The organism is Rhodospirillum centenum SW, assembly GCF_000016185.1.
GTDB lineage: Bacteria > Pseudomonadota > Alphaproteobacteria > Azospirillales > Azospirillaceae > Rhodocista > Rhodocista centena.
Map to the genome: position 1 here is coordinate 680,470 of NC_011420.2, position 21,232 is coordinate 701,701.

At 72.8% G+C, this 21,232-nt stretch carries 16 protein-coding genes; 8 read left to right on the forward strand and 8 right to left on the reverse strand.

What is annotated here, in order from left to right:
• Positions 1–191: 191 nt before the first annotated feature.
• Positions 192–1,208, reverse strand: coding sequence for a thioredoxin-disulfide reductase (trxB, locus tag RC1_RS03000; RefSeq protein ID WP_012565862.1), 1,017 nt, complete (start codon positions 1,206–1,208; stop codon positions 192–194).
• 264 nt (positions 1,209–1,472) lie between these two features.
• Between trxB and RC1_RS03005 the strand changes: the two genes are divergently transcribed.
• From RC1_RS03005 to RC1_RS03015, 3 genes are all read left to right on the forward strand, one after another.
• On the forward strand, positions 1,473–3,611 hold the full coding sequence (locus RC1_RS03005; protein ID WP_012565864.1) for a protein-disulfide reductase DsbD family protein: 2,139 nt from the start codon (positions 1,473–1,475) through the stop codon (positions 3,609–3,611).
• A 140-nt stretch (positions 3,612–3,751) separates the two neighbouring features.
• The gene (locus RC1_RS03010) at positions 3,752–4,426 is read left to right on the forward strand and encodes a redoxin domain-containing protein (RefSeq protein ID WP_012565865.1); all 675 of its coding nucleotides are present in this window, start codon (positions 3,752–3,754) and stop codon (positions 4,424–4,426) included.
• A gap of 104 nt (positions 4,427–4,530) precedes the next feature.
• Positions 4,531–7,317: a M16 family metallopeptidase gene (locus tag RC1_RS03015; RefSeq protein WP_012565866.1), complete on the forward strand. Its 2,787-nt coding sequence runs from the start codon at positions 4,531–4,533 to the stop codon at positions 7,315–7,317.
• A gap of 285 nt (positions 7,318–7,602) precedes the next feature.
• Here the strand turns inward: RC1_RS03015 and RC1_RS03020 are convergent, their stop codons facing one another.
• Both RC1_RS03020 and RC1_RS03025 read right to left on the reverse strand, forming a co-directional pair.
• Entirely contained in the window at positions 7,603–8,472 is an 870-nt protein-coding gene (locus tag RC1_RS03020; RefSeq protein ID WP_012565867.1) for a crotonase/enoyl-CoA hydratase family protein, read from the reverse strand.
• Positions 8,473–8,611: 139 nt separating this feature from the next.
• Positions 8,612–11,128 (reverse strand): ligase-associated DNA damage response DEXH box helicase, encoded by a 2,517-nt coding sequence (locus RC1_RS03025; RefSeq protein WP_012565868.1) that lies wholly within the window; start codon positions 11,126–11,128, stop codon positions 8,612–8,614.
• A gap of 86 nt (positions 11,129–11,214) precedes the next feature.
• Here RC1_RS03025 and RC1_RS20645 point away from each other — a divergent pair, with 86 nt between their 5' ends.
• Together RC1_RS20645 and RC1_RS03035 are read left to right on the forward strand one after the other, a co-directional pair.
• The gene (locus RC1_RS20645) at positions 11,215–12,642 is read left to right on the forward strand and encodes a 5'-methylthioadenosine/adenosylhomocysteine nucleosidase (protein ID WP_148213370.1); all 1,428 of its coding nucleotides are present in this window, start codon (positions 11,215–11,217) and stop codon (positions 12,640–12,642) included.
• 110 nt (positions 12,643–12,752) lie between these two features.
• Positions 12,753–13,169: a VOC family protein gene (locus RC1_RS03035; protein WP_012565870.1), complete on the forward strand. Its 417-nt coding sequence runs from the start codon at positions 12,753–12,755 to the stop codon at positions 13,167–13,169.
• Positions 13,170–13,220: 51 nt separating this feature from the next.
• On the opposite strand, the gene RC1_RS22425 is transcribed toward RC1_RS03035, so the two are convergent.
• A complete protein-coding gene (locus RC1_RS22425) occupies positions 13,221–13,349 on the reverse strand; it encodes a hypothetical protein (RefSeq protein ID WP_012565871.1) in 129 nt (42 codons plus the stop codon).
• 128 nt (positions 13,350–13,477) lie between these two features.
• Positions 13,478–14,440 carry a pseudouridine-5'-phosphate glycosidase gene (locus tag RC1_RS03040; RefSeq protein ID WP_012565872.1) on the reverse strand — a complete coding sequence of 321 codons (963 nt, stop codon included), beginning with the start codon at positions 14,438–14,440 and terminating at the stop codon, positions 13,478–13,480.
• A gap of 100 nt (positions 14,441–14,540) precedes the next feature.
• Here RC1_RS03040 and RC1_RS03045 point away from each other — a divergent pair, with 100 nt between their 5' ends.
• On the forward strand, positions 14,541–15,650 hold the full coding sequence (locus tag RC1_RS03045) for a ligase-associated DNA damage response exonuclease (protein ID WP_083759238.1): 1,110 nt from the start codon (positions 14,541–14,543) through the stop codon (positions 15,648–15,650).
• Between the two features lie 24 nt (positions 15,651–15,674).
• A complete protein-coding gene (locus tag RC1_RS03050; protein WP_012565874.1) occupies positions 15,675–17,279 on the forward strand; it encodes a cisplatin damage response ATP-dependent DNA ligase in 1,605 nt (534 codons plus the stop codon).
• Positions 17,280–17,320: 41 nt separating this feature from the next.
• Here RC1_RS03050 and RC1_RS03055 read toward each other — a convergent pair whose 3' ends face one another.
• Together RC1_RS03055 and RC1_RS03060 are read right to left on the reverse strand one after the other, a co-directional pair.
• A complete protein-coding gene (locus RC1_RS03055; RefSeq protein WP_012565875.1) occupies positions 17,321–17,503 on the reverse strand; it encodes a DUF2256 domain-containing protein in 183 nt (60 codons plus the stop codon).
• An 18-nt stretch (positions 17,504–17,521) separates the two neighbouring features.
• A complete protein-coding gene (locus tag RC1_RS03060) occupies positions 17,522–18,637 on the reverse strand; it encodes a DUF8173 domain-containing protein (protein ID WP_041785107.1) in 1,116 nt (371 codons plus the stop codon).
• A gap of 295 nt (positions 18,638–18,932) precedes the next feature.
• Between RC1_RS03060 and fabI the strand changes: the two genes are divergently transcribed.
• The gene (gene fabI / locus RC1_RS03065) at positions 18,933–19,703 is read left to right on the forward strand and encodes an enoyl-ACP reductase FabI (protein WP_012565877.1); all 771 of its coding nucleotides are present in this window, start codon (positions 18,933–18,935) and stop codon (positions 19,701–19,703) included.
• 18 nt (positions 19,704–19,721) lie between these two features.
• On the opposite strand, the gene RC1_RS03070 is transcribed toward fabI, so the two are convergent.
• On the reverse strand, positions 19,722–20,855 hold the full coding sequence (locus RC1_RS03070) for a succinylglutamate desuccinylase/aspartoacylase family protein (protein ID WP_012565878.1): 1,134 nt from the start codon (positions 20,853–20,855) through the stop codon (positions 19,722–19,724).
• Between the last annotated feature and the right edge of the window lie 377 nt (positions 20,856–21,232).

A 21,232-nucleotide genomic window follows, 5' to 3' on the forward strand; every position in this document is an offset into this window, starting at 1 on the left:
TGGAAAGCGTGGTTCTGACAGAGATTTCGTGATGGCCGGCCTGATCCCGGCGGTCCGGCCTGACGTAAGGTCTTCGCCGTTCCACTAGGGATCGACGCTCCGGCGCTCTGCGCGCCGGCCGTTTCCGCATCCCGCACGGACGGGCCGCCGGGGGATCGTGCCACCCCTGGCTGTGGCCCGGATCCCCGTCGTCACTCCCAGGCGCCGATCATGTCGGGACGGGACGCCTCGGCCGCCGCGTCGGCGGGGGAGCCCTCCAGCGTCGCCAGCCACTTCTCGGCCTCCAGTGCCGCCATGCAGCCCATGCCGGCGGCGGTCACGGCCTGACGGAACACCTTGTCCTTCACGTCGCCGGCGGCGAACACGCCGGGCACGTCCGTGCGGGTGCTGTCCGGCGCCGTCAGGATATAACCTTCGTCGTCCATGGCGACCTTGCCGCGGAACACCCGGGTGGCGGGGTCGTGGCCGATGGCGACGAAGACACCCTCCAGGGCGATCTCCCGGGTCTCTCCGGTCTGCGCGTGCTTCAGCCGCACGCCGGTGACGCGCTTGGGATTCTCGAAGCTCTCGCCGCCCTCGCCCAGGATCTCGTCCACCACATGGTTCCAGACGACCTCGATCTTCGGGTTCTTCAGCACCCGGTCCTGCAGGATCCGCTCGCCGCGGAAGCTGTCGCGGCGGTGGACCAGCGTCACCTTGGAGGCATGGTGGGTCAGGTACAGCGCCTCCTCCATGGCGGAGTTGCCGCCGCCGATCACGGCCACGGGGCGGCCGCGGAAGAAGAAGCCGTCGCAGGTGGCGCAGGCCGACACACCGGCGCCCTGGTAGTGCTGCTCGCCCGCCACGCCCAGCCAGCGCGCCTGGGCGCCGGTGGCGATGATGACGGCGTCGGCCACATATTCGTCGCCGCTGTCACCCTTGCAGACGAAGGGCCGGCGGCTGAAGTCCACGTCCACGATCAGGTCGCCGATCATCCGCGTGCCGACATGCTCGGCCTGCTTCTGCATCTGTTCCATCAGCCACGGCCCCTGAACCGCGTGCTCGAAGCCCGGATAGTTCTCCACGTCCGTGGTGATGGTGAGCTGCCCGCCCGGCTGCATGCCCTGCACCAGAAGCGGTTCCAGGTTGGCGCGCGCCGTGTAGATGGCGGCGGTATAGCCAGCCGGGCCGGCGCCGATGATCAGGACCTTGGTGCGGTGGGTGGCCATGGGACAGTCCTCGGATGGTCTGGAAGCGGGGCCGCGCGCCTCACGGCGGGCGGGACGCCGACGGGGCCGCGACCCTAGCCGCAGCCCGCGCCGCCTTCAATATCTGGGAAGGGTCCCCCGGACGCTCCAGGGTGCCGGGATGTGACATACCGTTTCCGCCGGCCGGTTCCCCCGGCCGGTCCAGACGGCCGGTCTGCCGGGGTGGCGGTCGGGCACGGCAGGGCCTACATTCCCCCGGTCCCTCTGGCCGTCCGTGATGCCGCCATGCCGCGTCTTGCCCTGCTGCTGCCGTTCGTCCTTCTGCTGGCCCTGGCCGTCGGGCTCCCGACTCCGGCGGCGGCGAATCCGGTCCGCACCGACCATGTGGAGGCCGACCTGCGCGCCGAGCTGCCGGCCGCCGTGCCGGGCGAGCCGCTCTGGCTGGCGGTCACGCAGCGCATCCGGCCGGGCTGGCACACCTACTGGAAGAACCCCGGCGACTCCGGCATCGCCACCGAGGTGACATGGACCCTGCCGCCGGGCTGGCAGGCCGGCCCCCTGGTCTGGCCGGCGCCGGAGCGTTTCCCGGTCGGGCCGCTGGTGAATTTCGGCTACAAGGACGAGGTGCATCTGCTGACGCGGGTGGATGTGCCGGCCGACGCCGCCCCCGGCGGCACGGTGACCATCGTCGCCCAGGCGGACTGGCTGGTCTGCGAAGACATATGTATTCCCGAGTCGGCCCGGCTGGAGCTGACCCTGCCGGTAGCCGCCGGTCCCGTCGCGCCGACGCCGGAGCGGGCGGCCCTGTTCGCGCAGGCGCGGCGGTCGCTGCCGGTGCCCAGCCCGTTTCCGGCGACCTTCCTGGCCGGGGAGACGGCGCACCAGCTCGTTCTCTCCACCGGCGACCTTGCCGGGGCGGAGCTGGCGGACGCCTTCTTCTTCCCCGAGCACTGGTCCGTCACCCCCGCCGCGGCGCCGCAGGAGCTGCGGCTGGACGCGGACGGGGTGCGCCTCGTGCTGCCCCGGTCCGGGGCGCTGCCCGCAGAATCGGTGAAGGGCGTGCTGCTGCTGACCGAGCGGCTGGAGGGGCGGGAGATCCGGCAGGCGCTGGAGATCGACGCCCCGATCGAAGCGGTGCCCGCGAGCGGCTCCCCGGCTCCCGGCCGGGCCGCCGCCGACACCGCCGCGCTCGGCGTCGGGCTGGCGCTGCTGCTGGCGCTGGCCGGCGGCGCCATCCTGAACCTGATGCCCTGTGTCTTCCCGGTCCTGTCCATCAAGGTGCTGGCGCTGGTCAGCCACGCGCCGGGCCGGGCGCCCGTCCACGGCGCCGCCTATGCCGCCGGGGTGCTGGCCACCTTCGCCGCCGTGGCCGGGCTGCTGCTGGCCCTGCGCGCCGGCGGGGCGCAGATCGGCTGGGGCTTCCAGTTGCAGGACCCGCTGGTCGTGGCCGTGCTGGCCTATGTGATGTTCCTGCTCGGCCTCTGGCTCTCCGGCGTCTACGAACTGGGCGGCGGCGCGCAGGGGCTGGGGCAGGGGCTGGCGGCCCGCGGCGGCTATGCCGGCAGCTTCTTCACCGGCGTGCTGGCGACGGTGGTGGCGACGCCCTGCACCGCCCCATTCATGGGCACGGCCGTCGGGTTCGCGCTGTTGCAGCCCTGGCCGCTGGCGCTTTCCGTCTTCCTGGCGCTGGGGCTGGGCATGGCGCTGCCCTTCCTGCTGCTGACGCTCAGCCCGGCACTGCTGCGCCGGATGCCGCGACCGGGCCTCTGGATGGAGCGGTTGAAGCAGGCGCTGGCCTTTCCGCTCTACGCCACCGCCGTCTGGCTGGTCTGGGTGCTGTCGATCCAGGCCGGTCCCGATGCCGTCGCCTGGGTCCTGGGCGGCATGGTCCTGGTGGCCTTCGCCGCCTGGCTCTATGGCGTGACCCGGAGCAGCGGCACCGGCTGGCGCCTGGGCGCCTCGGTGTTCGGCGTGCTGGCGCTCGCCGGGGCCGTGGCGATGGCGCGGGTGCCGGCCCTGGCCGGCCCCGCCGTGCCGCCGCCTCCGTCCGGGACGGCCGCCGCCGCCGGCGACTCCGTTCCCTTCGACGAAGCGGCGCTGGCGGCGCTGCGGGCGGAAGGACGGCCGGTCTTCGTGAACTTCACGGCGGCCTGGTGCATCACCTGCCTGGTGAACGAGCGCACCTCGCTGTCCGCCGACGCGGTGAAGCAGGCCATGGCGGCCAAGGGCGTGGCCTACCTGAAGGGCGACTGGACCAACCGCGACGCCGGCATCGCCCGCGTGCTGGAGGGGTTCGGGCGCAGCGGCGTGCCGCTCTACCTGCTCTACCGCCCGGGCGAGGCGGAGCCGGAGGTGCTGCCGCAGATCCTCACCCCCGGTCTGGTCCTGGAGGCGCTGGAGGCGCTGCCCGACCGCGCCCCCTGACGCGCGACCCGGCACCGGACAGTCCTGGCCGGACAGTCCTGAAAAATCCCCACGGAAAGCAGGTTTCCGGGCGGGTTTGACAGGACGGACCCGGCATCCCATCTCCCCGGAGCCATACGGCTCCAGAGGAGGCAGAGACCATGACGTCCCCCGTTTCCCGCCGCCGTTTCCTTTCCCGCACCGCCCTGGCCGCCACTGCCCTGGCCGCCACCGGCGGCGGCGGCCTGCTTTCCGTGCTGCTGCCGCGGCCGGCCCGGGCGGCCCCCGTCCTCGGCAAGGCGGCTCCCGACTTCAGCGCCACCGACATCGCGGGGCGGGCCGTCCGCCTCGCCGACCTGCGCGGCAACACCGTCGTCCTGGAGTGGACCAACCATCTCTGTCCCTTCGTCATGAAGCACTATGGCGGCGGCAACATGCAGGCGCTGCAACGCGACTACACGGGCAAGGGGGTGGTCTGGATCACCGTCGTCAGCTCCGCCGAGGGCCAGCAGGGCCATGTCACGCCGGCGGAGGCGCAGCGGATCGTGGATGAGGCGAAGGCCGCGCCGACGCACAAGATCCTTGATCCCAAGGGCACGATCGGCCGTGCCTACGCTGCCAAGACCACGCCGCACATGTTCGTGATCGATCCCGCGGGCGTGCTGGTCTACGACGGCGCCATCGACGATCGCCCGACGGCAAGGCTGGAGGATCTGGACGGCGCCACCAGCTACGTCCGCGCGGCGCTGGATGCCACCCTGGCCGGCCGACCCGTAGCGGTTCCCGCCAGCCAGCCCTACGGCTGCACGATCAAGTACGCCAAGGACGCGGTCTGACCGCGCGGGCGCCGGCGGGAGCGGTCCAGACCCATCGGGCTTGCCCGGGGGCTGAAAATGCGGAAACGTCTTCGCCTGTTGGTTCGCAACGATAGGGGAAGTCCGTGCAGCGTCCGCTCCGCCTGTTCCTGTCAACCCTGGCCGTCGGCACCATCCTGGCCGCCGGCTGGTCGCCGCCCGCAGCCCTGGCGAAGTCGAAGGACGGACCCGGGACCGCGACGGCGGCCCCGGTCTCGCTGCCGTTCGAGAAGTTCACCCTGGGCAACGGGCTTCGGGTCATCGTCCACACCGACCGCAAGGCGCCGGTGGTCGCGGTCGGCATCTGGTACCATGTCGGCTCCAAGGACGAGCGGCCGGGCCGCACGGGCTTCGCGCACCTGTTCGAGCACCTGATGTTCCAGGGCACGGAGAACTACAAGGGCGAGTGGTTCCAGCCCTTCGAGGAGGTCGGCGCCACCGACCAGAACGGCACCACCTGGTTCGACCGCACCAACTATTTCCAGACCGTGCCGACGACGGCGCTGGAGATGACGCTCTGGCTCGAATCCGACCGCATGGGCCACTTCATCGACTCCGTGGACCAGGCCAAGCTGGACGAGCAGCGGGAGGTGGTGAAGAACGAGAAGCGCCAGGGCGACAACCAGCCCTACGGCCGGACGGAGTATCTGACCCTGGCCGGGCTGTTTCCCGCCGGGCACCCGTACAGCTGGTCCACCATCGGGTCCATGGAGGATCTGGAAGCCGCCTCGCTGGCGGACGTGAAGGACTGGTTCCGCACCTGGTACGGCCCGGACAACGCCGTCCTGGTCCTGGCCGGCGATATCGACGCCGCCACGGCCCGGCCGCTGGTGGAGAAGTACTTCGGCGACATCGCGGCCGGACCGCCGCTGCCGCGGCGCGCGGCGGCCGTTCCCGACCGCACGACCAACACCCGCGACGTGCTGGAAGACCGCGTGCCGCAGCCCATGATGGACCGCAACTGGGCGGTGCCGGGCCGTAATGAGCGCGATGCCGCGTTGCTGATGCTGGCCTCGCGCGTGCTGGGCGGGGGCAAGACATCGCGCCTGTTCAAGACCCTGGTCTACGACCGGCAGGTGGCGACGACCGCCTCCGCCTCGATGATGCCGCTCCAGCTCGCCTCCATCTTCTCCGTCACGGCGATGCCGCGGCCGGGCCAGTCGCCCGCGGCGGTCGAGGCGGAGGTGGACAAGGTGGTCGCGGAGTTCCTCGCCAAGGGACCGACCGAGGAGGAACTGCGCAACGCCCGGACCAGCCTGCGCGCCCGCTTCGTCCGCGGGCTGGAGAAGGTGGGCGGCTTCGCCGGCAAGGCCACCACGCTGGCGGAAGGGGAGCTGTACCACGGCGATCCCGCCTTCTACGCCACCTGGCTGGACTGGATCGAGACGGCCACCCCGGCGGACGTGACCGCCGCGGCGAATCGCTGGCTGTCCAAGGGCTGGCATCAGGTGGACGTGGTGCCGGTGCCGGCCTACACGACCGTCGCCGCGGGAGCCGACCGCTCGGCCCTTCCCAAGGTGGAGAGCACGCCGGCGCTCACCTTCCCGGCGCTGGAGACGGGCACGCTCGCCAACGGCATTCCGGTCACGCTGGCCCGCCGCCAGGGCGTTCCCACGGTGGAGGTGGCCTTGCAGTTCGATGCCGGCTACGCCGCCGACAGTGCTGAAAGGCCCGGCGTTGCCAGCTTTGCCCTGGACATGATGGACGAGGGCACGACCAGCCGGTCGGCGCTGAGGATCGCGGACGAGATGGAGGGGCTGGGCGCGCAGATCTCCGGCACCTCCACGGTCGATACCTCGGTGCTGCGGCTGTCGGCGCTGTCCGACAGGCTGGGACCGTCGATGCAGCTCTTCGCGGACGTCGTGCGCAATCCCGCCTTCGCTCCGCAGGAGATGGAGCGGCTGCGGCCGCGCCGGCTGGCCGCGATCCAGCAGGAGAAGGCCGAGCCGCGGCTGCTGGCCCTGCGCGTGCTGCCGCCGGCGCTCTACGGGGCGGACCATGCCTACGGCAAGCCCTTCACCGGCAGCGGCACGGAAGCGTCCGTGAAGGCGATCACGGTGGACGACCTGAAGGCGTTCCATGCCGCCTGGTTCCGGCCGGACAATGTCCGCATCTTTGCCGCCGGCGACGTCACCCTGCCGGCGCTGGTGGAAGCCCTCAACAAGGCGTTCGGCGACTGGAAGCCCGGCAAGGCCGCCCGGCCGGCGAAGCAGATCGCGGAGGTGAAGCGGCAGGGCACCCGCGTCGCCCTGATCGACCGCCCGGATTCACCGCAGACCATGATCATGGCCGGCCGCCTCGCCCCGTCCAGCACGGTCGAGAACGATACCGCCATCGAAATGGCGAACGATGTCTTCGGCGGCATGTTCACCTCCCGCGTGAACATGAACCTGCGCGAGGCCAAGGGCTGGTCCTACGGCGCCTTCAGCTTCCTCAGCGATGCCCGCGGACAGCGGCCCTGGATCATCATGGCGCCGGTGCAGAGCGACCGGACGGCCGAGGCGCTCTCGGAGATCCGCCGGGAACTGACCGACTATGCCGGCAGTCGCCCGGCCGACGCGGCGGAGACGGCGCGGGCCACCCGCTCGGCCGTGCGCTCGCTGCCCGGACGGTTCGAGACCAACGGCGCCGTGCTCAGCCAGATGCTAGCCGACGCCCGGTTCGACCGGCCGGCCGACCATATCGAGCAATACCAGAAGTCCATCGCCGCCCTCGGCGCGAAGGACCTCCAGGCGGCGACCCGCGACTTCGTCTCGGGGGACGACCTGCTCTGGGTCGTCATCGGCGACCGCCGGAAGATCGAGCAGGGCGTGCGCGCGCTGAACCTCGGTCCCGTGGAGATCTGGGACGCCGACGGCGTCAGGCTTGAATAGCGATCAGAGTCAGTGTGGCGCCGGGTTTCCGGCGCCACATGAAGAAACCCACCCGGCTGAAAGACCGGGTGGGCTTCTGAAATAAGAAGACTTCGGGGTCGAAATCCAACTTCTGAGAATGGTTAACTTCTAGCCTCGCCGGCACTGCGCGGCAGCCCCGCAAAGTGTCGCACAATTTTGCGTAGAGTTGCGCTGTACGGAGCGGATTTCGCTTTCCCGGTGTGGACGGCCCGCCGGCCTTCCTGTGATGGCCCTTCACATTATGGATTGCCCCGGGGCGGTCCATCAGGTGAAGGGCCGCTCCTCCCACCAGGGAAAGGCGTCCGGCATGTCGGCGGACGGCCGCAGCGGGAAGCGGGCCGGGCGCTTCTCCAGGAAGCTCACGACCCCCTCCGCCGCGTCGGGGGAGCGGCCCGTCTGCTGGATCAGGCGGCTGTCAACCTTGTGCGCTTCCATCGGGTGGTCGGCCCCCAGCATCCGCCAGAGAAGCTGCCGGGCCAGCGCGACGGAGACCGCACTGGTGCCGTCGGCGATCTCGTGCGCCAGTTCGTAGGCACGGGGCAGCAGGCGCTCCGGCGGCACCACCTCCGACACCAGCCCGCCGGCCTGCGCCTCCGTCGCGTCGAAGACCCGGCCGGAGAGAACCCAGCGCAGGGCCTGGGCGATCCCCACCAGCCGGGGCAGGAACCAGCTCGACGCCGCCTCCGGCACGATGCCGCGGCGCGTGAAGACGAAGCCGAAGCGCGCCTCGGCCGATGCGATGCGGATGTCCATGGGCAGCAGCATCGTCGCCCCGATGCCCACGGCCGGCCCGTTCACGGCCGCGATGACCGGCTTCTTCATCTCGAACACGCGCAGAGCGACGCGGCCGCCGCTGTCGCGCATCCCGTCGTCGGGGGCGAGCCGCCCCTGGGCGGCATAGTCGAAGGTCTTCGCCCCCTCCGCCAGATCGGCCCCGGCGCAGAAGGCCCGTCCGGCGCCGGTGACGACCACGGCGCGCACGGTGTCGTCGGCGTCGGCCCGGTCGAAGGCGGCGATCAGGTCCGCCATCATGGTGCCGGTGAAGGCGTTCAGCCGGTCCGGCCGGTCGAGTGTGACGGTGGCGATGCCATCCGCCACCGCATAGCGCAGGGTCTCGAAATCCGGGTCCGCCATGGTCTTCCTCCCTGTTCCCGGCCTGTTGCCGGCCGGTCTGCCGGTCAGGGTGCGGGCGGGGAGGGGGCCCGGCAAGCGGGCGGAAGGGACGGGGCGGGACGTGCGGACGCCCTGTCCGCGTTGCGGTGGGAACAGGCGGCTACAGCGCCAGCCGGCCCTGCCCGTCGGGCCGCGGCAGCAGTTCCGGCACCGCTTCCGCGATCAGCTCGCGCGCCGCCTCGTCCAGCAGATCGTCCAGGGCGCTGCCCTGCACCTGCTCCCGCCCGATCTCCAGCAGCACCGGCACCGCCAGGGGGGAGATGCGGTCCAGGTCGCGGTGGACGATGCGGCCGCGCACCCGCGCCAGCATGTCGCCCAGCCGGCGCACGTCCGTCAGGCCGGCGGCCGCATCGGCCCGGGTGGCGCGCAGCAGCACATGTCCCGGCTCGTGCCGGCGCAGCACGTCGTAGATCAGATCGCTGCTGAAGGTGACCTGCCGGCCGCTCTTCTCCTGCCCCGGATGCCGGCGCTCGATCAGCCCGGCGATGACCGCGACGTTGCGGAAGGTCCGCTTCAGCATGGAGGATTCCTCCATCCATGCCTCCAGATCGTCGCCCAGCATGTCCTCGTCGAACAGGGCGGGGATGTCGCCTGCGGCGGGTGCTCTCAGCGACCAGGTGGCCAGCACGTAGTCGGTGGCGACGAAGCCCAGCGGTGCCAGCCCGGCGCGCTCCATCCGGCGGGTCAGCAGCATGCCCAGCGTCTGGTGGGCGTTGCGTCCCTCGAAGCAGTAGGCGACCAGGAACTGCTTGCCGGCGCGCGGGAAGGTCTCGACCAGCAGCGAGCGCCGGTCCGGCAGGACGGAGCGGCAGCGTTGCAGCCGCAGCCATTCCTGCACCGCTCCGGGCAGGGCGGCCCAGCGCGCCGGATCGGCCAGCAGGTCGCGCACCCGGTCGGCCAGATGGGTGGAGAGCGGCAGCCGCCCGCCGGCATAGGCGGGCACCTTCGGTTCGCCCTGGCCTCCCTTGGCGACCTGCACCTCCATCTCCCGCACGCCCAGGAACTTCAGGAGTTGGCCCGCGAAGACGAAGGTGTCGCCCGGCGTCAGGGTGTTGACGAAATACTCCTCGATCTCGCCCAGCAGCGCCCGCCCCAGCCGGACCCGCAGCACCGTCGCTTCCACGATGGTGCCGACGTTCAGCCGGTACTGCCGCGCGACCAGGGGCGAGGCGGCGGCCCAGCGCCCGTCCTCCGTCTCCGCCAGCCGGCGGAACCGCTCGTAGGTGCCCAGGGCGTAGCCGCCGGTGGCGACGAAGTCGAAGACATCGTCGAATTCGTCGCGCGACAGGTCGGCGTAGGGGGCGGCCCGCACCACCTCGGCATACAGGCGGTCGGCGTCGAACGGCCCGGCGCAGGCCGTGCCGGTGATGTGCTGCGCCAGCACGTCCAGCGCCCCGGCCCGCGGTGGGTCGCCGTCCAGCGTGCCCTCCGCGATGGCCTCCAGCGCCGCGCGGCACTCCAGCACCTCGAAGCGGTTGGCCGGCACCAGCAGCGCCCGCGACGGCGCGTCCAGCCGGTGGTTGGCACGGCCGATCCGTTGCAGCAGGCGGGAGACGCCCTTCGGCGCCCCGACCTGCACCACCAGATCCACGGCCGCCCAGTCGATGCCGAGATCCAGCGAGGAGGTCGCCACCACCGCCCGCAGCCGGCCGGCGGCCATCGCCGCCTCCACCTTGCGGCGCTGCTCCGCCGCGAGGCTGCCATGGTGCAGGGCGATGGGCAGGTTGTCCTCGTTCAGCCGCCACAGTTCCTGGAACACCAGTTCGGCCTGGGCGCGGGTGTTGACGAAGACCAGGGTGGTGCCGGCTTCCCGGATCCGGTGGTAGACCTCGCCCAGGGCATGCAGCGCCATGTGCCCGGCCCAGGGCAGGGGTGCCTCCGTCCTCAGGATCTCCACCTCCGCCCGCGCGCCGCTGCGGCCGCTGACCAGCCGCACGGCCGCGTCGCCCGGCGCGGCATCGGTGCGGCCGGTGGGCGACAGCCACGCCGCCAGCGCCGCGGGATGCGCCACCGTGGCCGACAGCCCGACCCGGCGCAGCCCCGGCGCCAGCGTGGACAGGCGTGTCAGCCCCAGCGCCAGCAGATCGCCGCGCTTGGTTCCGGCCAGGGCGTGCAGTTCGTCCACCACGACGCGGCGCAGGCCCCCGAAGATGGCCGGCGCCTCCGGGTAGGACAGCATCAGCGCCAGGCTCTCCACCGTCGTCAGCAGGATGTGCGGCGGGTGGGCGCGCTGGCGCTGGCGCTTCGCCTCGGGCGTGTCGCCGGTGCGGGTCTCGGCCCGGACCGGCAGCCGGAGCGCCGCCAGCGGCAGTTCCAGGTTCCGCTGGATGTCCACCGCCAGCGCCTTCAAGGGCGAGATGTAGAGCGTGTGCAGCCCCTCGCGCGGGCGCTCCGCCAGTTCGATCAGGCTGGGCAGGAAGCCGGCCAGGGTCTTGCCGCCGCCGGTCGGCGCGATCAGCAGGGCGTCCACGCCGTCGCGCGCCGCCTGCACCAGGGCGAGCTGGTGGGCGTGCGGCGTCCAGCCGCGGCTGCGGAACCAGCCGGAAATGGCGGGCGGCAGCAGGTCGGCGGCGTCGGGGGCGCCGTCCGGACCGTCGAAGGGGGGGACATCGCTCATCGTGGCGGGATATATGAACCGGAAACGGCCCCGGTCCCAAGCGGGGTGTTCGCGTGGTGCATCCGGAGCGGGTGCGGGAGATCGGAATGACGGGTCTGGCGGAGCTTCTGGCGGCGGTAACGGCGGGGGATGCGGCGGGGGCGGCACGGATCGCCGGGGCCGATCCGGGACTGCTGGCGGAGCGTGGTCCCGACGGCGCCACGCCGATCCTGCTGGCGGCGTACCGGGGTGCCCGGCCCGTGCAGGAGGCGCTGCGGCCGCTGAAGCCCGCGCTCGACCTCTACGAGGCGGCGGCGCTGGGCGACCTCGACCGCGTCGTCGCGCTGGTGGAGGCCGAGCCCTCCGCCATCGACCGGCCGGCGCCGGACGGCCGCACGGCCCTGGGCCTCGCCGCCTTCTTCGGCCGGCAGGCGGTCGTGGACTGGCTGCTCGCCCGCGGCGCCGACGCGACCCCGCCGGCCATGGGGCCGACGGCGTTGCCGCCGCTGCACGCGGCGGCGGTCGGCCGGCATCTCGCCATCGCCCGCGCGCTGCTGGCGCACGGTGCCGCACCCGACGCGCCGCGGCACGGGGGCTATACCGCCCTGCACGCGGCGGCGCGGAACGGCCATCTGGAGCTGATCGCGCTGCTGCTGGAGCACGGCGCCGATCCGCACCGCGCCGCGGCGGACGGCGCCACCGCCCTGTCCCTGGCCCGGGCGGCCGGACATGCGCGCGCCGTCACCCTGCTGGAGGCCGGGGGTGGCCGCTCGGCCGACGCGCCGTTCGGCCTGCTCTGCGCCATCCCGGAGGAGATCGCCCATTTCGGTCCGCACTTCGTCGAATCGGAGGCGGAGACGATCGGCGGCTTCGTCTTCCGCCGTGGCCTGCTGGACGGCCGTCACGCCGTCGTCGTCGAGTGCGGCATCGGCAAGGTCAACGCGGCCGTCGTCTCCACCCTGCTGATCGAGCGGTTCGGCTGCCGCCTGCTGCTGTTCTCCGGCGTCGCCGGCGGCGTGGACCCGGCGCTGGGCATCGGCGACGTGGTGGTGGGTACGCGGCTGGTGCAGCACGATTACGGCGCCCTGGTCCGCGGCAACCTGCGCGTCTACCAGCCCGGCGTCACGCCGGTGCCGGGGGTCGCCGACACGCACGGCTATACCCTGGACCCGGCGGTCGAGGCGACGGTGCGGGCGGCGCTGGACGGGCTGGAGCTGCCGCCGATCCCGGCCGAGGCGACCGGCGGGGCGGAGCGGACGCCGCGCATCACCTTCGGCACCATCGCCACGGGCGACCAGTTCGTGAACTGCGAATCGACCCGCCAGCGGCTGCATGAACGCTTCGGCGCCGCGGCGGTGGAGATGGAAGGGGCGGCCGTGGCCCAGGTGGCGGAGCGCTTCGGCGTGCCCTGCCTGGTCATCCGCTCGCTCTCCGACCTTGCCGGGGCGGAGAGCCACATGGATTTCTACACCTTCGTGGCCGCGGCGGCACGCTGTGCCTCGCTGCTGCTGCGACGGGTGGCTTCGGCGCTGTAGGGGCGCTGTAACCGTCGGGGGATACGGGGCCGGGGCCGCGGCGGCCACTGCCCCGACCCTCCATTCCGTGGTAACCTCTCCGGGCTGCGGCGAACGGAGGGAGGCCCGGAATGTCCGATACCCACATGCTGAAGGGTGTCGTTCCCTATCTGACGGTGGGCGACGCGCAGAAGGCCATCGCCTTCTATGTCCACGCCCTGGACGCGCACGAGGTGGTGCGCCAGACGGAACCCGACGGGGTGCGCGTCACGCATTCGGTGCTGCTGATCAACGGCGGCACCTTCTTCGTCTCCGACGATTTTCCCGAGCACAATGGCGGGCAGTCGCGCGATCCGCTGACCCTGGCCGCCAGCCCCGTGACGCTGCACATGAACGTGCCGAACGTGGATACGCTGGTGCAGCGGGCGGTGGAGCACGGGGCGACCGTGCTGGTGCCGCCGCAGCCCGTGATCTGGGGCAGCCGCTTCGCCAAGATCCGCGATCCCTTCGGCCACGTCTGGACCCTGGTCACCCCGATTCCCGAATGAGGGCTTCCGCGCGGCGGTCCCACGGGACCGCCGCCGGGTGTCGGGTCCGTCTCAGAACGCCGCGGCGAACCAGAGGAAGGCCGCCCACAGCGGCAGGGACAGAAGCACGCCGTTGACCAGACCGATGGCGGCATCCATGCCGCCCGTCGCCGCGACCGCCCGATGATTCTGTCTGCGCATGAGTCCCTCCTCGCCTGACGAACGTCTGCGCCGGGAAAGGGGTTCCCAAGGCGGAGAGCGCGCCCGAAGGGCATCATGCGGTCGCTTTTCTTTACGAAGTCTTGCCGCCGCCGCGGCCGACCACCGCCTCAGTAGGTGGGACGCTTGCTCGGCGGCGGCTTCTTCGGCAGCGTCGTCTCCTGCTTCAGCCGGGCATAGGCCACCGCGATGCGGGCGCCCACGGCGGCATTGTTCAGCAGCAGCGCGCGGTTGGCGGTCAGGCTGGCGCCGCCCGTGAGGGTCTCCAGCCGGTGCAGCAGGAACGGCGTCAGTGCCTTGCCGCGGACCCCGCCGGTCGCCGCCTCGGCCACGGCCTGCTGCACGGCGGCCTCCGCCTGAGCCGCGTCCAGCGCCGCCTCGTCCGGAATCGGCACGGCGACGACGATGCCGCCCGCCAGTCCCAGGCGCCACTTGGCGTTCAGGACCCGCGCCGCGTCCTCGGGCGTGTCGCAGCGCCCGTCCACCGGCAGACCGCTGTCGCGGTGGTAGAAGGCGGGGAAGGCGTCGGTGCCGAACCCGACGACCGGCACGCCGCGCGTCTCCAGGTATTCCAGGGTGCGCGGCAGGTCCAGGATGGCCTTGGCCCCGGCGCAGACGACGGCGACGGACGTGGTGGCCAGCTCCTCCAGGTCGGCGGAGATGTCGCCCGTCGTCTCCACCCCGCGGTGGACGCCGCCGATCCCCCCCGTGGCGAAGACGGCGATGCCCGCCAGATCGGCGGCGATCATGGTGGCGGCCACGGTGGTCGCCCCGTCCGCCCCCTTCGCCAGCACCAGCGGCAGGTCGCGCCGGCTGACCTTGGCGGTGCCGGGGGCGGCGAGGCGCTGCATGTCCTCGGCGTCCAGCCCGACGCGGATGCGCCCGTCCAGCACGGCGATGGTCGCCGGCACGGCGCCGTTGGCGCGCACGGCCGCCTCGATCGCCTGCGCCGTCTCCAGGTTGGCGGGAGCGGGCAGGCCGTGGCTGATCAGCGTGCTTTCCAGGGCCACGACCGGGCGGCCGGCCTTCAGCGCCGCCGCCACCTCCGGGTGGATGGAAAGGAAATCGTGCATGGGATCGCCTCCGTGGGTGCGGCCGGAACATGCCCCCCGGCGCGGGCGGGCGCAACGGCGGCGGCGTGGCAGCGGGAGCGGGGCAGGCTATATTCCCTGCATGGCTGATCCGTCCACCCCTCACCCGGAAGGTCCCCCTCCGGCGTCTCCCCCTCTGGCGCCGCCCCCTCTGGCGCCGCCCCCTCTGGCGCCACCTCGTCCGGAAAGCTGGGTCCGCCCCTGTCCGCCGGAGCAGGGCGGCGGTCTCTGGGTCGAGCCCGGTGGCTTCCACATCGACCCCGTGCGGGCGGTGGAGCGTGCCGTCGTCACCCACGGCCATTCCGATCACGCAAGACCCGGCCATGCCCGCGTTCTGGCGACGCCGGACACGCTGGCGATCATGCGGGCACGGCTGGGGGATCAGGCGGGGGCCGCGCAGCAGCCGCTGCCCTACGGCGAGCCGCTCAGGATCGGGGAGGTGGTGCTGCGCCTGGTTCCGGCCGGGCATGTGCTGGGCAGCGCCCAGGTCGTGCTGGAGTGGCGGGGCAGCCGCGTCGTCGTCTCGGGAGACTACAAGCGCCGGCCCGACCCCACCTGCCTGCCGTTCGAGCCGGTCGCGTGCGATGCCTTCGTCACCGAGGCGACCTTCGGCCTGCCGGTCTTCCGCCACCCGCCGGACGCCGACGAGGTGGGCAGGCTGCTGCACAGCCTCGCCCTCTTCCCGGAGCGGGCGCATGTGGTCGGTGTCTATGCGCTGGGCAAGTGCCAGCGGCTGATCGCGCTCCTGCGCCGGGCCGGCTACGACCGGCCGGTCTGGCTGCACGGGGCGCTGATCCCGATGTGCGAGCTGTACCGGGCGCACGGGGTGGACCTGGGCGACCTGCGTCCCGTCACCGGCGCCGCGCGGGAGGATCTGCGGGGGCAGGTGGTGCTCGCCCCCCCGTCGGCGATCCAGGACAAGTGGTCCCGCCGGCTGCCGGACCCGGTGGTGGCCTGTGCCTCGGGCTGGATGCGGGTGCGCCAGCGCGCCCGCCAGCGCGGGGTGGAACTGCCGCTGGTGATCTCCGACCATGCCGACTGGGACGAACTGACCGCCACCCTCCGCGACGTGGACGCGCCGGAGGTCTGGGTCACGCACGGGCGGGAGGAGGCGCTGGTCCACTGGGCGGGAGCGCAGGGCTACCGGGCGCGGGCGCTGGCGCTGATCGGATTCGAGGACGAGGATGTCTGACCCGCGGCAGACGGGCGGCCGGGCATGAACCGCTTCGCCGCCCTGATCGACGCGCTGGCCTTCATGCCGTCGCGCACCGGCAAGGTCCGGCTGATCGCCGACCATTTCGCCACCACCCCGGACCCGGAGCGCGGCTGGACCCTGGCCGCCCTGACCGGAGCCCTGACCTTCGCCGCGGCGAAACCGGCGGCCGTGCGCGCCCTGGTGATGGAGCGGGTGGACCCGGAGCTGTTCGGCTGGTCCTACGACTTCGTCGGCGACCTTGCCGAGACCGTGGCCCTGATCTGGCCGGAGCGGCCGGGGACGGACAGCCCGCCGCCCACCCTGTCCGGGGTCGTCGCCGCTCTCGACCGGGCGACACGGGCGGAGGTGCCGCGCCTGATCGAGGGCTGGCTCGACGCGCTGGACGCCACCGGCCGCTGGGCGCTGCTGAAGCTCATCACCGGCGGGCTTCGTGTCGGCGTCTCCGCGCGGCTGGCGAAGACGGCGCTGGCCGAGTGGGGGGCGGGCAACGGGTCGGACATCGGCATCGATGCGGTGGAGGAGGTCTGGCACGGCCTGCGCCCGCCCTATGCCGAGCTGTTCGCCTGGGCGGAGGCGCGGGCACCCCGGCCGGACGTCTCGGCGGCGGGCGGCTTCCGCCCGCTGATGCTGGCGCACCCGCTGGAGGAGGCGGACATCGCCGCCCTCGATCCCGCGGCCTACCGGGCGGAATGGAAGTGGGACGGCATCCGGGTGCAGCTCGTCGGGCGCACCCTGGGGGAGGGCCGCCTCTACAGCCGCACCGGCGACGAGATCACGGCCGGCTTCCCCGACGTGGCGGCGCGGCTGGGTTTCGACGCCGTGCTGGACGGCGAGCTGCTGGTGGTGCGCGAGGGCGAGGTGCGCCCCTTCAACGATCTGCAGCAGCGCCTGAACCGCCGGCAGGTGACGGCGAAGATGCTGCGCGACTATCCCGCCTGGGTGCGGCTCTACGATCTGCTGGTCGAGGGCGGGGAGGATCTGCGCGGCCTGCCCTTCGATGCACGGCGACGGCGCCTGGAGGACTGGGTCGCGCGCGTCCGGCCGGCGGGCATGGACCTGTCCCCCCTGATCGCTTTCACGGACTGGGACGGGCTGGCGGCGCTGCGGGCGGGGGCGCGGGAGAACGCCATCGAAGGGCTGATGCTGAAGCGCGGCGACAGCCCCTACCTCGCCGGCCGGCCGAAGGGACCCTGGTTCAAGTGGAAGCGCGGTCCGCTGACGCTGGACTGCGTGATGATGTACGCCCAGCGCGGGCACGGGAAGCGGTCCAGCTACTACAGCGACTACACCTTCGGCGCCTGGACCGGCGATCCCGACGGGGGCGGGGAGCTGGTGCCGGTGGGCAAGGCCTATTCAGGCTTCACCGACGAGGAACTGGGCCGGCTGGACCGCTGGGTCCGCGCCAACACCGTGAACCGCTTCGGCCCCGTGCGGGAGGTGGCGCCGGCCCTGGTGCTGGAGGTGGCGTTCGACAGCGTTCACCCGTCCGGCCGGCACAGGTCGGGGCTGGCGATGCGCTTCCCCCGCATCGCCCGCATCCGCTGGGACAAGCCCGCACACGAGGCCGACCGGCTGGAGACGCTGCGGGCGCTGGTCGCGGGGTAGGGGCGGACCCACCCCAGGCGGCGTGGAGCTGCCCCCTGTCCCTATCCCTGTCCTGTGCCGCGCTGCCCGTCGCCACCGTCCGGACCCTTGCCGCGGCGACAGGCGTCGGAGCAGTAGCGCACCTCCTCCCACACCCGCGCCCACTTCTTCCGCCAGGTGAAGGGGCGGCCGCAGCGGGCGCAGATCCGGGTCGGCAGGTCCGCCTTCCTGCGCATCCGCCCCATGACGGAGCGGCCTCCCGCTCAGGCGTAGGCAGGGGGGCGGCGCGAGGCCAGGGTGCGGGCGAGCACCGCCCCCACTCCCATCGCCACGGCCGCGAACCAGATCCAGGCGCCGACCAGCGGCACCAGCCCGGCCAGGGTCAGCAGCAGGGCGAAGAAGGCGAAGCGCTTCAGCCGGGTGCCGCCGGTCATGCCGGCGGCCGGGCGGTTGCGGGTCATCAGTTCGGCCACGCCGAAGCCGGCGATCGCCAGCCCCAGCACGATGGCGATGCCGTAGAGCAGCAGCAGCAGCAGCCCGACCGGAATGCCGATGACGGTCAGCATCAGCAGGCCGACCAGCAGCGGCGTCGCCAGGAGGGCGACGACGCCCAGCAGCAGGGTGCGGCCGGGATTGCCGCCGACCTCCGCCGCCGCGGCCCCGACGAAACCGGGAAAGGCCAGATAGACGGCGGCGCCCAGCAGGAACAGGGCCAGCGCCCCGCCCAGCGTGCCCGCCAGGGTCGGGCCGAACTCCGTCTCCTCCACCGTCTCATCCTGCTGCTCGATGCCACCTTCCACCGTCACGCCGGCGGGGATGTCCGGACGGTCCGGCCCGGCATGGCGGAGCGTGCCCATGATCCGGGCGCCGGGCAGCAGCAGCAGCTCGCCTGCCGCCACGTCCAGGTCGCCCATGATGGCGCCTGAGATGGCGACGCGGCCACCGGCGACCCGGGCGTCGCCGGCCACGGTGCCGGCCAGATCCACCTCTCCGCCCGAGGCGTTGAGATCGCCGGCCACGGTACTGCCCGGGGTGAGGTGCAGTTCGGCCGCGACCAGCACGGCGTCGCCGGCCACGGTACTGGTGAGCTTCACATTCGCCCCGATGGCCAGAAGATCACCCGCCACCGGGCCGTCCAGGCTGACGTCGAAACCGGCGATCATCGCATCGTCGCTCACGGTCCCGACCTGCGCCACGTTCAGCCCGGCGGCGAACAGCGCGCCGTCGATGCTGGCGTCGATGCCGACGGTGCGGCCGGCGATGAACAGGTCGCTTTCGATCCGGCCCGTGGCCCGCGCCGTGTCGCCGGAGCGGAACTCCGCGGCACGGGCGTCGCCGATGGCGAGACCGAGCAAGAGGATGACGGCGGATCCCAGCACGGCCCGCAGCCGGGCGCAGGGAATCCCCGATCGCGGGGGGCGGGGTAAGGCGAGGTGCATGGCCGGGATCTCCTGGCGCAGAGTTCCATCTCGGACCCTGCCCGGAAAGGCGGGATCCGTTCAAGGGCCAGCCCCGCGGGCGGACGCGGCTGCCGCTGCCTCCGATATGGCGCCCGGCCGGCAGGCGGGGCAAGGTCCACCCTGCGTTGCCGCGGCGGGACCACCGGGTTAGCATGCTGCATCGCACTGCACCGCGCCGCGGCGGCTCCATGGTCGCCGGGTGGAAGGGGAACGCATGCTACCGATCACGCTCGAAGGAAAACGTGGCCTTGTCGTCGGCATCGCCAATGACAGCTCCATCGCCTATGGCTGCGCCCGCGCCTTCCGGTCGCTGGGGGCGGACCTGGCCGTCACCTACCTGAACGCCAAGGCCGAACCCTTCGTCCGGCCGCTGGCCGAGGGGCTGGACGCCAGCCTGATCCTGCCCTGCGACGTGCGCGAGCCCGGCCAGCTCGAGTCGGTCTTCGACGCCGTCAGCCAGCGCTGGGGCAAGCTGGACTTCCTGCTGCACTCCATCGCCTTCGCCCCGCGCGAGGATCTGCATGCGCGGGTGGTGGACTGCTCCCGTGAGGGGTTCCTTCAGGCGATGGACGTGTCCGTCCATTCCTTCATCCGCATGGCGCATCTGGCCGAACCGCTGATGGCCGCCGGCGGCTGCCTCCAGACGGTCAGCTTCTTCGGCTCGGAGAAGGTGGTCGAGCACTACAACCTGATGGGGCCGGTCAAGGCGGCGCTGGAGAGCGTCGTGCGCTATCTGGCCGTGGAACTGGGGCCGAAGGGAATCCGTGTCCATGCCCTGTCGCCGGGACCGCTGAAGACCCGGGCGGCCAGCGGCATCGACCGCTTCGACCAGCTTCTGGCCCGCGCGGCGGAGCGGGCGCCGGCCCGGCATCTGGTCACCATCGAGGATGTCGGCGCCTATGCCGCGTTCCTGGCCAGCGATGCGGCGCAGGCGGTCACCGGTTCGGTCGAGTATATCGACGGCGGCTACAACATCCTGGGCTAGACCGGCGCGGGCTCCGGGTCACGCCGTCAGCAGCGGCGTTCCCGGGGCTGCCAGCGGTTCCGTGCCGGCGATGCTCACCACGGTTTCGCCCGCAGCGACGAAGCGGTTCAGGTGCCGGGCCCAGACCGGACCCGCGACCCGCGCCCGGCAGGGATGGCGCACGCCGCTCTCCGGCTCCAGCACTTCCGCCACCACCTGGCCGGGCTCGACCCGCTCGCCCGGGGCCACCCGGAACAGCACGATGCCCGCTTCCGGCGCAGCCACCCGGTCCACCCCGGCCAGCGGGGTGGCGGTGCAGCGCGGGGCCGGTGCTGGGCCGGGATCGCCGGCCAGCACGCCGCGGTGGCGCAGATGGTCCAGGATGGCGGCGGCGTCCCGCGCTGCCGTCGCGTCGTCCACGGCAAGCTGGCCGCGCAGCTCGATGGTCGTGGCGGCGCAGGCGACGGGCAGGGCCTCGGCATCGACACCCAGCCGCTCCCGCAGCCGCCACCAGACGCCCGAACAGGCTTCGTCGAAGGGATGGCCGCCCGACTGGTCGGCAAGGAAGGCGGCCTCGCAACCCAGCCGGGCCGCAAGGTCGCGGAATTCCTCCCACAGCTCGGGTGCCGTGTAGAGGTGCATCACCGCCTCGAAGTCGCAGTGCAGATCCAGCATCAGGTCCGCATCCGTCGCCAGCGTCAGCAATGCCCGGCGCAGCGCGTCCGCCTGCGTCGCCGTCGGCAGGGCCTCCGCCGCCCGGCGCAGTTCCTGCCGGACCAGGGCAACGTCGGCCGCCCTGTCGCCCGACAACCGGCCGCGCACGGCGTCCGCCACGGCGCCGGACAGGTCGGCATAGCTGCGGTTGAAATTGACGCCGGTCGCCAGCTCGAACCGGCCCGACAGGGACTGGAGCACGATCTGGTCCAGTCCGATCGGGTTGGCGACGGGCACCAGCACGACCTCCCCGGTCACGGCGCCGGCCCCATCCAGGGCCTTGAGCGCGGCCAGCAGGTGCTGCGCGACCAGATGGCCCGGCGTCTCGTCGGCATGCAGGCCGGCCTGGATGTACGCCTTGGGCCGGGCGCCCGGGGTCCCGAAGCGGTGGACGCGCAGGACGCGCCGGGTGCCGGCGCGGCCGTGGGCGAGGGGCAGGTCGTCGATCGTGTGGGTCATCCGGCGATCAAGCCACAGCGGCGCGACCGCCGTCCAGGGGCTGCTCGGGGGCTGCTCGGGGGCTGGTCAGGACTGGCCCGTCCCGCCGGCCCCTGCCAGACTGGCGGCGCAGGGATCGGGGGAGGGCCGGAGGCGATGGCGACCCGGGGGGAACGGCGGGGCGGGGCAGGGACGGCTCTGCGGCTGGCGGCACTGGTCGCCGCCATCGTCGTCTACGGGGTCGCCAGCGCCCCGGCCCCTGCTTCCATCGGGCCGGCAGAACTGGCGGTGGGGCTGGGGTTGCTGGCCGCGGCCGGTGTGCGCGCCCCGCTCTGGCTGGGGACCGGCTACCTGCTGCGCGGTCCCGGCGCGACCCCGGCCGAAATCGTCGCCTGCCT

Coding starts and splice junctions, on each gene's coding strand:
- trxB (WP_012565862.1), bottom strand. CDS start 1,208: ATGGCCACCCACCGCACCAAGGTCCTGATCATCGGCGCCGGCCCGGCT.
- RC1_RS03005 (WP_012565864.1), top strand. CDS start 1,473: ATGCCGCGTCTTGCCCTGCTGCTGCCGTTCGTCCTTCTGCTGGCCCTG.
- RC1_RS03010 (WP_012565865.1), top strand. CDS start 3,752: ATGACGTCCCCCGTTTCCCGCCGCCGTTTCCTTTCCCGCACCGCCCTG.
- RC1_RS03020 (WP_012565867.1), bottom strand. CDS start 8,472: ATGGCGGACCCGGATTTCGAGACCCTGCGCTATGCGGTGGCGGATGGC.
- RC1_RS03025 (WP_012565868.1), bottom strand. CDS start 11,128: ATGAGCGATGTCCCCCCCTTCGACGGTCCGGACGGCGCCCCCGACGCC.
- RC1_RS20645 (WP_148213370.1), top strand. CDS start 11,215: ATGACGGGTCTGGCGGAGCTTCTGGCGGCGGTAACGGCGGGGGATGCG.
- RC1_RS03035 (WP_012565870.1), top strand. CDS start 12,753: ATGTCCGATACCCACATGCTGAAGGGTGTCGTTCCCTATCTGACGGTG.
- RC1_RS22425 (WP_012565871.1), bottom strand. CDS start 13,349: ATGCGCAGACAGAATCATCGGGCGGTCGCGGCGACGGGCGGCATGGAT.
- RC1_RS03040 (WP_012565872.1), bottom strand. CDS start 14,440: ATGCACGATTTCCTTTCCATCCACCCGGAGGTGGCGGCGGCGCTGAAG.
- RC1_RS03045 (WP_083759238.1), top strand. CDS start 14,541: ATGGCTGATCCGTCCACCCCTCACCCGGAAGGTCCCCCTCCGGCGTCT.
- RC1_RS03050 (WP_012565874.1), top strand. CDS start 15,675: ATGAACCGCTTCGCCGCCCTGATCGACGCGCTGGCCTTCATGCCGTCG.
- RC1_RS03055 (WP_012565875.1), bottom strand. CDS start 17,503: ATGGGGCGGATGCGCAGGAAGGCGGACCTGCCGACCCGGATCTGCGCC.
- fabI (WP_012565877.1), top strand. CDS start 18,933: ATGCTACCGATCACGCTCGAAGGAAAACGTGGCCTTGTCGTCGGCATC.
- RC1_RS03070 (WP_012565878.1), bottom strand. CDS start 20,855: ATGACCCACACGATCGACGACCTGCCCCTCGCCCACGGCCGCGCCGGC.